This window comes from Rhizobium sp. AC27/96 (assembly GCF_001692325.1).
In the GTDB taxonomy this organism is placed as follows: Bacteria; Pseudomonadota; Alphaproteobacteria; order Rhizobiales; family Rhizobiaceae; genus Rhizobium.
On the sequence record NZ_LXKN01000009.1, the window covers coordinates 151,961 to 164,085 of the forward strand.

5 protein-coding genes are annotated in these 12,125 nt (G+C 62.2%); 4 read left to right on the top strand and 1 reads right to left on the bottom strand.

Annotation, left to right across the window (positions count from 1 at the left end; genetic code table 11):
• Window positions 1–7: 7 nt before the first annotated feature.
• On the bottom strand, window positions 8–2,515 hold the full coding sequence (locus tag A6U86_RS10305) for a heavy metal translocating P-type ATPase (RefSeq protein WP_068390073.1): 2,508 nt from the start codon (window positions 2,513–2,515) through the stop codon (window positions 8–10).
• 173 nt (window positions 2,516–2,688) lie between these two features.
• Here A6U86_RS10305 and A6U86_RS10310 point away from each other — a divergent pair, with 173 nt between their 5' ends.
• From A6U86_RS10310 to A6U86_RS10325, 4 genes are all read left to right on the top strand, one after another.
• The gene (locus A6U86_RS10310; RefSeq protein ID WP_068390076.1) at window positions 2,689–3,792 is read left to right on the top strand and encodes an RHE_PE00001 family protein; all 1,104 of its coding nucleotides are present in this window, start codon (window positions 2,689–2,691) and stop codon (window positions 3,790–3,792) included.
• Between the two features lie 215 nt (window positions 3,793–4,007).
• Entirely contained in the window at window positions 4,008–5,471 is a 1,464-nt protein-coding gene (locus A6U86_RS10315) for an efflux RND transporter periplasmic adaptor subunit (protein WP_068390079.1), read from the top strand.
• Window positions 5,468–8,587, top strand: coding sequence for an efflux RND transporter permease subunit (locus A6U86_RS10320; protein ID WP_068390081.1), 3,120 nt, complete (start codon window positions 5,468–5,470; stop codon window positions 8,585–8,587). Before A6U86_RS10315 ends, A6U86_RS10320 begins: the two co-directional genes overlap by 4 nt.
• A complete protein-coding gene (locus A6U86_RS10325; RefSeq protein WP_068390084.1) occupies window positions 8,584–11,691 on the top strand; it encodes an efflux RND transporter permease subunit in 3,108 nt (1,035 codons plus the stop codon). The genes A6U86_RS10320 and A6U86_RS10325 overlap by 4 nt, the downstream gene beginning before the upstream one ends.
• Window positions 11,692–12,125: the final 434 nt, after the last annotated feature.

Below are 12,125 nucleotides of genomic sequence, written 5' to 3' on the forward strand. Positions count from 1 at the left end.
TTTCTCCTTATTTTGCCAGCCGCAATCTCAGCGCGTTGGCGATGACCGAGACCGAGGACAGACTCATGGCGGCCGCCGCAATCATCGGCGACAGAAGCACGCCGAAGACCGGATAGAGCACGCCGGCAGCCAGCGGCACGCCGAGCGCATTGTAGCCGAAGGCAAAGGCCAGGTTCTGCTTGATGTTGCGGATCGTCGCTGCCGAGAGGCGGCGTGCCCGGACGATGCCGTTGAGATCGCCCTTCACCAGCGTAATGCCGGCGCTTTCCATGGCGACGTCAGCGCCCGTGCCCATGGCGATGCCAACATCGGCTGATGCAAGCGCCGGCGCATCGTTGACGCCGTCGCCGGCCATGGCAACGATATGGCCCTTGGCGCGCAGCTCATCGATCAAGGCCTTCTTGCCTTCCGGCAGCATATCGGCACGCACTTCGTCGATGCCGAGCTGCGCGGCAACGGCAGCGGCGGTCTTGCCATTGTCGCCGGTTGCCATGACGATCTTCAGGCCGCTCTCGTGCAATGCCTTGATCGCAGCTGCCGTCGTCGGCTTGATCCGGTCGGCAACGGCGACAAGGCCGGCCAGCTTGCCGTCGATGGCGACGAACATCACGGTCTTGCCTTCGCCGCGCAGGCGTTCGGTCTCGGACTTCAATACATCGGTCGAGACAGAGAGGCCCGCCATCATCGCGGCATTGCCGAGTGCGACGGCGGTTTCGCCGGCGCGGCCTTCGACGCCCTTGCCTGTTGTTGCCGCAAAGCCGGAGATCTCGACGAAATGGGCTCCGCGTTCCTCTGCGCCGGCAACGATGGCTTCGGCAAGCGGATGTTCGGAGCCACGCTCGAGGCTGGCAGCGAGCGACAGCAGGCGAGCTTCCTCGATGCCATCAGCCGTGACGATGTCAGTCAGGTTCGGCTTGCCTTCGGTGAGCGTGCCCGTCTTGTCGACGATCAAAGTATCGACCTTCGCGAAGCGTTCCAGCGCTTCGGCGTCACGCACCAGCACGCCTTCCTGCGCGCCACGGCCAGTGGCGATCATGATCGACATCGGCGTTGCCAGTCCGAGCGCGCAGGGGCAGGCGATGATCAGCACCGCGACGGCGGCGAGCAGCGCATGCGCCAGTCTCGGTTCCGGCCCGATAAAGGTCCAGACGGCAAAGGCGATGAGGGCAGCCGCGACGACGGCAGGCACGAAGACGGCGGAGACACGATCGACCATCGTCTGGATCGGCGCGCGCGAGCGCTGCGCCTTGGCGACCAGTTCGACGATGCGCGACAGCGTCGTATCGGCGCCGACCTTTTCGGCGAGCAGGATCAGCGAGCCGTTCTTGTTGATGGTGCCGCCGGTCAATGCGTCGCCCTTGGTCTTTTCGACCGGGAGGGGTTCGCCCGTGATCATCGATTCATCGATGGTCGACTGCCCTTCAGCAACCGTGCCATCGACGGGCACGCGCTCGCCAGGACGGACGCGCAAGCGGTCGCCGACCGCGATCTCGTCGACCGGTACGTCCACCTCACTGCCGTCGGCCCCGATGCGGCGGGCGGTCTTCGGCGCGAGATCGAGCAGCGCGCGGATGGCAGAGCCGGTGCGCTCTCGGGCCTTCAGCTCCAGCACCTGGCCGACGAAGACCAGAGCGACGATGACCGATGCGGCCTCGAAGTAAACGGGTATGGCTTCGCCATGACCGCGGAAACTCATGGGAAACAAGCCGGGAGCAAGCGTGGCGACGAGGCTGTAGAGATAGGCGGTGCCGACGCCGAGGCCGATCAGCGTCCACATATTCGGGCTGCGATTGACCAGGGAATTCCAGGCGCGACGGAAGAAGGGCAGGGCTGCCCAGAGCACGACCGGTGTTGCCAGGACGAGTTCGATCCATGTGGCGATGGGTTCGCCGATCCAGTCGCGGACGGGCAGACCGGCCATCGGACCCATGCTGATGACGAGCAGCGGCAGTGACAGGGCGGCGCTGATCCAGAGACGGTGGGTAAAATCGATCAGTTCCGGGTTCGGGCCTTCGTCGGCGGCCGGCACGCCCATGGGTTCAAGCGCCATGCCGCATTTCGGGCAATCACCGGCATGGTCGCTGATGACCTCGGGATGCATCGGGCAGGTATAGAGCGTGCCCTTCGGCACCGGCTTTGGCGCGGGCCTGTTGCCATTGAGATAGGCTGATGGATCCGCCTCGAACTTGGCCTTGCAGCCGGCCGAGCAGAAATAGAATTTCTCGCCTTCATGCTTCAGGAAATGGCGTGCCGTGGCGCGATCGACCGTCATGCCGCAGGTCGGGTCCTTGGCGGTGAGATAGGTCTCCGGCGCCGCCTCGAACTTGGTCTTGCAGCCATTGCAGCAGAAATGGAAGGTGCGGCCCTGATAATCGAGCGACGGCTTGCCGGCATTCGGATCAACCGTCATGCCGCAAACGGGGTCGCGCGTCACCGTCTCCTGCGGCTGGCCGTCATGATGGTGATGATGATCGTGCCCATGATGGCTGTGATCGTGTTCGTCGTGCAATGCCATGTCAGACTCCATTGCTCCGAAGGGAGCGTTGGATAGGGTTATGAACCTTCCTGTCACTGGAAGGTCAAGACAAAAAATAGGAATTACCGTCCACAGTTTACAGAGGTCGCTTTCTATCTCGCAGCTTGTCGCGGTGATAGGTTCCGTAAGACCGATTCAATGATGCGATTCCAATGCGATATGATTTGACCACTCTTCCGTTGACGACGCTTCTGCCCGCCATCGTCAAGGCAGAGGACATGCTGGCGCGGCTGGATGAGCGTGTTCTCCGGCATGTGGTGGCAGACGGCTTTCGCGAGCGCGGGCATTTTTTCGATGCCGCCGGCGCGCTCTGGGTCGGCGGCGAACTGGTGCATGTCGAGGATCTCGTGCTGCACGATGCGCGCATGGATGCCCGTGCTCCGACGCATGAACTGACGATTGCCCACGCCGTGCTGCGGAGCCGGCGACGCCTCTGGAATGCGGAGCCTTCCTGGGGGTTGGAGCCGGCCGGGCTTGCGGCCTTGCGTGGCGATACCGGCGAGGCCGAAGACGCTGTCCCGCGGCGTCCGGCGTCCATCGAGGTTGCGGAGTCCGAGACACAGGAGGAAGAGGAGGATGATTTCGGCGTTGATTTTGCCGAGATCGATGCCATCCTTGCCCGATCCGACAAGATCCTGAATGGCGGTGCTCCGGAGAGCAAGCCGGAGACGATCCACGATCCGCTCGCCCTGGTGCTTGATGTAGATTGGGATGAAAACGAGCGCCTGGAGAACTGGCGCGCCGTGATCCGCGAGGCCGACATGCTGCCGCCGGTGCTTGGTGCGGCAGTGCTTTTCGATGCCTGGGAGCGGATCGAGCCGCTGAGGCGGCAGCATTGGCTCGGCGGTCTGCTGGTCAGTGCCTATCTGCGCAGCCGGGGCAAGATTACCTCACATCTGTTCTGCCTGAATATCGGCCTCAAAGCCGTCCGGCATGACCGACGGCGTTCATCGGATCGCATCACACGCCTGTTAGCATTTCTGGAGGCCATGGCGCTTTCCGCCGATTCGGGCCTCAAGGAGCTGGATCGCCTGTCGCTCGCCAAGCTGCAGATGGAGTTGCGACTGAAAGACCGGCGTTCGAACAGCAGCCTGCCCGAAGTCATCGATATCGTGCTGTCGAGACCGATCGTCTCGGCGAAGATGATAGCCCGCCATGTCGGCGTCACCCCGAGGGGCGCGCTCAATCTGGTGAGCGAACTCGGCTTGCGCGAGATGACCGGCCGCGGGCGTTATCGCGGCTGGGGTGTGCTCTGATCCGGCAGACAGCGGCAACTTGCGTCCGCACCAACCTTTTGCGGGTACAACCCTAGTTTTATGAAATGTAACAAATTATTTCGCTAAGTCGCCGCAAAAATGGACAAAATTTAATGGCTATACCAAATTCCTAAGCGACACGATGCAAGCTAAAGTCGCGCCATAAAACAACGGCGGATCTTCGATCGCCGGAGGCTTTGAAGGAAGGTGGATTGATGGCTCGCGCATTTCGGGTCGTAATGTCGTTGGCGGTGATCGGTGCGGTAGGCTATGGCGCCTACGCGACTCGCGATCTCTGGCTTGCCAGCGCCGAACGGCTACTTGGCTATCAGAATACCTCTGCCCCCGCGCAGCAAGCTCAAGGTCAGCGTCGCAACGGGCAAGGACAGGGCGGCGGAGGACGGCGCGGAGCCTCGCAGTTCAGCGGTCCGGTTCCGGTGTTGGCCGCCGATGCGAAGACAGCCGACGTGCCCGTCTACATCAACGGCGTCGGTTCGGTGAAGGCTTTGAACACTGTGACGGTGCGCGCGCAGGTCAACGGGAAAATCGTGGAAATCGATTTTAACGAAGGCCAGGACATCAAGAAGGGCGACGTTATCGCCCGCATCGACGACGGCGTCTACAAGGCACAGCGCGACCAGGCGGTTGCCAAGAAGGCGCAGGATGAAGCCCTGCTTGCCGGCGCGCAGCGTGACCTCAACCGCTATCAACTCATGGTGAAGACCGCCTCGGGCACGCAGCAGCAAGTCGACACCCAGCTGTCGCTGGTGGCGCAATATACCGCACAAATCCAGGTCGATGTGGCGGCTATAGAAAGCGCGCAGGCGACGCTCGATTATACGACGATCAAGGCGCCCATCGATGGGCGCACCGGCATCCGAAACGTCGATATCGGCAACCTCGTCAGTTCGGGCGACACGACCGGCATCGTGACGCTGTCGCAGATCCAGCCGATTTCCGTGCTCTTTTCCATTCCCCAGCAGCAGCTTGCGCGCGTCAATGCCGCCAACGCGGCCGGAACGCTCGCCGTCCAGGCCATGGGCAGCGACGGCGAGACCGTGGTCGACAATGGTAGTCTCCAGGTGGTCGACAACCAGGTCGATCCGACGACCGGGACTGTCAAGCTGAAGGCGAATTTTCCCAATGACAAGCTGGCGCTGTGGCCTGGCGCCTTCATCAATGCCCGTCTGCTTGTGGAGACGCTGAAGGACGTCATCGTCATCCCGAGCGCTGCTGTCCAGCGCGGGCCGAACGGTACCTTCGTCTACATCATCAAGCCGGATGAGAGCGTTGCGATGAAGACGGTTAAGGTGCGTCAGCAGGATGATACGCTGGCTGTCATCACCGATGGCGTGGCCACCGGCGACAAGGTAGTGACGACGGGCTTTGCCCGGCTTCAGGATGGATCGAAAGTACAGATTTCGGCCAATCCCGGCCAGGCTGCGCCGGATGCGCCGGCAGCAGACGATCAGGGCCAGCCGGTCGCCGAGAACGATCCGCAAGGCGGTCAGAACAACGCTGCCGGAGGCCAGCAACAGCATCATCGGCACAATGGTAATGGTCAGGGCGGCAATGGCGGTCATCGCGGCCAGAATGCCGCAGGCGCCGAACAGAGCAAGGATTCCAGCGGCGGCACTCCTCCGGCCACAGCGCCCGCAACGCCGACACAGCAACAATGAACGTTTCGTCGCTCTTTATTGGCCGGCCTATCGCAACCTCGCTTCTCGGGGTCGCGGTTCTCTTGGGCGGCATTCTCGGCTTCCTCTTCCTGCCGGTGGCGCCGCTGCCGCAGGTGGATTTCCCGACGATACAGGTGACGACACAGCTGCCGGGCGCCGATCCCGATACGATGGCGGCGCTGGTGACGGCGCCGCTGGAACGGCCGCTCGGCCAGATCCCGTCGCTGGCGTCGATGACCTCGTCGAGCGCTTTCGGTATCAGCCAGATTACCCTGCAGTTCGATCTCGGTCGCGATATCGATGGGGCAGCGCAGGACGTGCAGGCGGCGATCAATGCCGCCGGGTCGACGCTGCCGCGCACGCTTCCCTACCCACCGACCTATTCGAAGGTGAACCCGGCCGATACGCCGATCGTAACGCTGGCCTTGCGCTCCAACAGCTATTCGATCCGCGAACTCAGCGATTTCGCCGATACGATGATGGCGCAGCGGCTAAGCGAGGTTTCCGGCGTCGGTGACGTCAATATTCAGGGCGGCGTCAAGCCCGCCATCCGCATTCAGGTCGATCTGCCACGGCTTGCCTCCTATGGTCTCGCCCTGGAAGACATTCGCTCGGCCATCACCAATGCCAGTGTCGCCGGGGCAAAGGGTTCGCTGGATGGCACCCAGCAGAGCTTCACGCTTGCCGCCAACGACCAGATCGTCGATCCCAATGTCTATAAGTCCGTCATCGTCGCTTATCGGAACAGCGCGCCGGTGCAATTGAAGGACGTGGCCACCGTCGTTGAAGGATTGGAGAACAACCGTGTCGGCGCCTGGTATCAGGGGCAACCGGCCGTCATTATCGATATCATGCGCCAGCCGGGCGCCAACGTCATTCAAACCGTCGAGAATGTGCTGAAGCAGCTTCCTAAGCTGAAGCAGGCCATGCCGGCCGGCGTTTCCCTCGATATCGTCAACGACCGCACCGAGACGATCCGTGCTTCGATCCATGACGTGCAATGGACATTGGTCATCAGCATCGGGCTGGTCATCCTCGTCGTCCTGCTGTTCCTGCGCACGGTGACGGCGACGTTCATTGCAGGTGTCGCCCTGCCGCTGTCGCTGATTGCGACCTTCGGCGTCATGTGGTTTGCCGGTTTCAGCCTCGACAATCTCTCGCTGATGGCGCTGACCATCGGTACAGGCTTCGTCGTCGACGACGCCATCGTCATGATCGAGAACATTGCGCGCCATATCGAGGAGGGCGAGAACCCGATGCAGGCGGCGCTGAAGGGCGCCGGCGAAATCGGCTTCACGATCATATCGCTGACGGTCTCGCTGGTGGCAGTGTTCATTCCGCTGCTGTTCATGACCGGGATCGTCGGGCGCATGTTCCGCGAATTCGCGCTGACGTTGACCATTGCCGTGGTCGTCTCGGCCGTCGTTTCGCTGACGCTGACGCCGATGATGTGCGCCCGGATTCTGCGCAAGCCTAAAGAGCGCAAGGGCGGCATCCTGGCGGGTACCGACCATCTCATGGAGCGGCTGATCGAGGGCTACCGCCGCAGTCTGGTCTGGGCCGTCGATCGCAGTGCCCTCATGCTTCTGGTGACGGTGGCGACACTGGCTGCGACTGTCGCGCTTTATATCGTCATTCCCAAGGGCTTCCTGCCGGCCCAGGATACGGGCCTGATCACCGCCGTCGTCGAGGCTGAACCAACGACCTCCTTCGAAACGATGAAGCAGATACAGGCAACCGTTGCCGATCGCCTGCGCAAGGATCCGGATGTGACCGGCGTGGTCACGGTCATCGGCTCCAGCGCCAGCAATCTGACACTGAACACGGGCAATCTCAGCCTCGTGCTGAAGCCCAGAAACCAGCGTGACGCTTCCGCCGATCAGATCATCGACCGGATGCGGGATGAGGTCACCGGCCTGCCCGGCATCCACGTCACCTTCCAGAGCGTGCGCGACATTTCGATCAGCACCCGCGCCAGCCGGGCACCCTATCAATATACGTTGACCGGAACCGATACCGCGACCGTCGTCGATTGGTCCGCCAAGCTGGCGCAGCGGCTGCAGGAAAGCCCGAAGCTGATCGACGTCTCCTCCGAGGTCGAGATGGGCGGCGGCCGCATCTTTGTCGATGTCGACCGCGAGACTGCCTCGCGGCTTGGCGTATCCATGCAGGCTGTCAGCGACACATTGAATGACGCCTTCGGCCAGCGGCAGATCGCCACGATCTACGGACAGGCCAACCAGTATCGCGTCATCCTCGAGGCGGCGCCGCAGTATCAATCGGATCCGAAATCGCTCGACAAGCTTTATGTTGCCGGCGCCAGCGATACGCAGGTTCCGCTCAATGCCTTCACCACGGCGACCTTCACCACGGCGCCGCTGGTCATCAGCCATGACGAACAGTTTCCGGCCGTGACCCTCAGTTTCGATCTCGCCAAGGGCGCTTCGCTGAGCGACGCGGTGGCAGAGGTCAAGGCGGCCGAACGAGATATCGGCATGCCCGACAATATCCAGCGCAAATATTCCGGCGACGCCGAGGAATTTGCCTCTTCGCTTGCCGGCGAACCCTGGTTGATCCTTGCTGCCGTCGTCACGATCTACATCGTGCTCGGCCTTCTCTACGAGAGCGCCGTACATCCGATCACGATCCTTTCGACGCTGCCGTCTGCCGGTGTCGGCGCGCTGCTGGCGCTGATGCTGTTCGGCCAGGACCTGTCGATCATCGCCTTGATCGGCATCGTGCTCTTGATGGGTATCGTGAAGAAGAACGCGATCATGATGATCGACTTCGCGCTGGAGGCGGAGCGCAAGGAAGGGCTTGCGCCGCGCGAGGCCATTCTCAAGGCCTCTATCCTGCGTTTCCGTCCGATCATGATGACGACGCTGGCTGCACTTTTCGGTGCGCTTCCGTTGGCGCTGGCACAGGGCACGGGTGCCGAATTGCGCATTCCGCTCGGCATCACCATCATCGGCGGCCTCGTGCTTTCGCAGCTTCTGACGCTCTATACGACGCCGGTCATCTATCTGGCCTTCGAGAGCCTGCGCGCTCGCGTCGTGGGGCGGACGAGCGGCATGCCCAGCCCCGAGATGACTGAAATGGCGGGTGACGAGACATGAACATCTCCGAGCCATTCGTCAAACGCCCGGTCGGGACGACGCTTCTGGCGATCGGATTGATGATCCTCGGTTTCGTCGCATATCGTTTTCTGCCGGTCGCAAGCCTGCCGACCGTCGATCTGCCGACCATCGTCGTCTCGTCCAGCCGTCCCGGCGCCGATCCCGCCAGCATGGCGGCGAGCGTTGCCGCTCCACTGGAGCGACATCTCGGCACCATCGCCGGTGTCACGCAATTGACCTCCGTCAGTTCGCTCGGCTCGAGCACCATCATCGTGCAGTTCGATCTATCGCGCAGCGTCGACGGCGCGGCGCAGGATGTGCAGGCGGCATTGAATGCGGCCGCGACCGACCTGCCAGGCGATCTGCCCACTTTGCCGTCCTTCCGCAAGATCAATCCGGCTGCGGCTCCCGTCCTCATCCTGGCGCTGACGTCGGACAATGTTGCGCCGAGCGCCATATATGACGCGGCGGATACGGTGGTCGTGCAGCGCATTTCACAGGTGGATGGCGTTGGCGGCGTGACGGTCAGCGGCGCGGATCAGCCGGCGGTGCGCGTGAGGCTCGACCCCGACCGTCTCTCGGCCATGGGCCTGTCGCTCGATGCCGTTCGTACGGCGATCGTCAACGCCAATGTGCTCGGCCCCTTCGGCTCTATCGACGGCGCCAGCGGCGCCTTCTCCATTGCCGTGAATAGCCAGTTGCGAACGCCGGAAGCCTATGGACGAATCATCATTCAGAGTGGCGACGGTACGGCCGTTCGCCTTTCCGATATCGCCACCGTCGAGCCGGGCGTGCGCAACAGCCGCTCCGATGCCTGGTATGACGGCAAACCGGCAGTGCTGCTCAACATCACCAAGCAGGCCGATGCCAACGTCATTTCCACCGTCGATGGCGTCAAGCAGTTGATCCCTGAACTACAGCGGCTCATTCCCGCCGGCGTCAAGATCGACATCCTTTCCGACCGCACCACGACGATCCACGCCAGCGTCAACGACATGCAATGGACGCTGCTTGCCACCATCTGCCTGGTCATGGGCGTGGTTTTCGTCTTCCTCAGGCGCGCGACGCCGACCTTTGCAGCTGGCGTAACGGTGCCGCTGTCGCTGGCCGGAACCTTTGCGGCGATGTGGCTGTTCGGATTGTCGATCGACAACCTCTCACTGATGGCGCTTGCCGTATCCGTCGGTTTCGTCGTCGACGACGCCATCGTCATGATCGAGAATATCTACGCCAATCTGGAAACCGGCATGAAGCCGATGAAGGCGGCGCTCGAGGGTGCGAAGCAGATCGGCTTTACTGTTGTTTCGATCAGCCTGTCGCTGCTTGCAGCCTTCATTCCGCTGTTCTTCATGGGCGGCATTGTCGGGCGCTTCTTCCAGACCTTCTCGCTGACGCTCGGCTTCACCATCGTCGTCTCGACGCTGGTGTCGCTGACGTTGACGCCGATGATCTGCGGTCATCGCCTTCGCCAGCACGATATCGATGCTCGACCGGGTCCGTTTGGCCACCTCGTAGAAGGAACGCTCGGGGCTGTCACGTCCTTCTACGGCCGCACGCTGAAGGCGGTGCTGCATCATCGCGTGCTGTCCGTGCTTGTCATCATCGCCTGCGTCGTCATGACGGCCTATCTCTACGTCAAGGTGCCGAAGGGTTTCATTCCGCAGGATGACACCGGGTTTATCCAGGGCGGGACGCAGGCTGCGACCGACATCTCCTATCCGGCGATGGTCAAATTGCAGCAGCAGGCGGCGGATATCGTTGCCAAGGACCCTGCGGTCTCGGGTCTTGGCTCCTCTGTCGGAGGCGGCGGCTTCTCCAGCTCTGTCAATCGCGGGCAGCTTCTGATTTCGCTCAAGCCGGAATCGGAGCGGGTGTCGACGGCCGAGGTCATCAACAGGTTGCGCAAGCAGCTGATGGCGGTTCCGGGGCTCAGCACATTCCTGTTTTCGCCCGGCGATATCCGGGCCGGCGCGCGCCAGTCGCAGTCGCAATATCAGTTCACGCTCTGGGGTGCGAATTACGACGAGCTGGTGGATTGGGCGCCGAAGGTGCTGGAGCGCATGCAAGCCCTTCCGGGACTGACTGATGTCGCGACCGACAGGCAGCCGAACGGTCTGCAGGCGACCGTGAATATCGACCGGAGCCTTGCTTCCCAGCTTGGCGTCAGCATCCAATCCATCGATGCCGCGCTGAACAACGCCTTTGCGCAGCGGCAGATTTCGACGATCTACACGCAGCGCAATCAGTATCGTGTCGTACTGGAGGCGAATCCGAACTACGCTCTGGACCCGCATGATATCTCCAAGCTCTATGTGCCGGCCTCGGGCGGCACGCAGGTCCCTCTCAGCGCAGTCGCATCGATCAACCGGACGCTTGCACCGCTGGTGGTCAATCACCAGGGGCAATATCCCTCGGTGACCATTTCCTACAATCTGGCGCTCGATACGCCGTTGCAGGTGGCGAACGATGCCATCCAGAAGGCGGTGCTTGAGATGCACCTGCCCGATACGCTGCATGCGGATTTTGCCGGCGATGCGGCGAGCGTCTCGCAGTCGTCGGGCAGCCAGCCGCTGCTGCTTCTGGCGGCCCTGCTGACGGTCTATATCGTTCTCGGCATCCTCTATGAAAGCCTGGCGCATCCGCTGACGATCATCTCGACGCTGCCCTCCGCCGGCCTCGGCGCGCTGCTGGCGCTTGTCATCAGCGGCACGGAACTGACGATCATCGCCTTCATCGGCATCATCCTCCTGATCGGCATCGTCAAGAAGAACGGTATCATGATGGTCGACTTCGCCCTGCAGGGCGAGCGTGTGCTCGGCCTGCCGCCCGACGAGGCGATCTATGAGGCATGCCTCAAGCGTTTCCGTCCGATCCTGATGACGACGCTGGCGGCGCTGATGGGGGCCATCCCGCTGATCATCGCGACCGGCCCGGGTTCGGAGCTTCGTCGTCCGCTCGGCATCACCATTGTGGGCGGTCTCGTGGTGTCGCAAGTGCTGACGCTCTATACGACGCCCATCATCTATCTGATGCTCGCCAAGCTGCATGCAAAATGGTCGCCGAAGGCGCAGCCGGCGGCACCGGTTGTTTCATCACCCACCTAAGTGATTTGCAGATATCAATCGCAGCTGCTGATCGCGTCGCGGGGAGGGTGGCGCATGTTTCCGCGCCGAAGCCGCCATCTTGGCTGATGTCGGAACGGTCGCTTCCGCGGCGGCTATGCAGACAGGGTGCTCCCCGCGATCCCTTTCCCAAGTCAGATGTAACATCAAATCAAAAGGGCTCCTGCGATATCGCAGGAGCCCTTTTGATTTGAACCATATTGTGTGGGTGCGCCCGCTCACCTTTCGAGGAGAGCGGGCATACAGGTCTTTAATGTGCGGCACCTGTGGTCGGCGCGTCATCGGGTGGTGTCACCGCTGCCGTCGACTTGACCGTGCCCTTGAAGATTCGGCGCACGGAGACGAAGAGCAGCGGGATGAAGAAGACGCCGAGGACGGTGGCGGAGATCATGCCGCCCATGACGCCGATGCCGATC

What these genes read in the sequence shown, in the direction of transcription:
- A6U86_RS10305 (WP_068390073.1), bottom strand. Translation starts at nt 2,515, where the DNA reads ATGGCATTGCACGACGAACACGATCACAGCCATCATGGGCACGATCAT.
- A6U86_RS10310 (WP_068390076.1), top strand. Translation starts at nt 2,689, where the DNA reads ATGCGATATGATTTGACCACTCTTCCGTTGACGACGCTTCTGCCCGCC.
- A6U86_RS10315 (WP_068390079.1), top strand. Translation starts at nt 4,008, where the DNA reads ATGGCTCGCGCATTTCGGGTCGTAATGTCGTTGGCGGTGATCGGTGCG.
- A6U86_RS10320 (WP_068390081.1), top strand. Translation starts at nt 5,468, where the DNA reads ATGAACGTTTCGTCGCTCTTTATTGGCCGGCCTATCGCAACCTCGCTT.
- A6U86_RS10325 (WP_068390084.1), top strand. Translation starts at nt 8,584, where the DNA reads ATGAACATCTCCGAGCCATTCGTCAAACGCCCGGTCGGGACGACGCTT.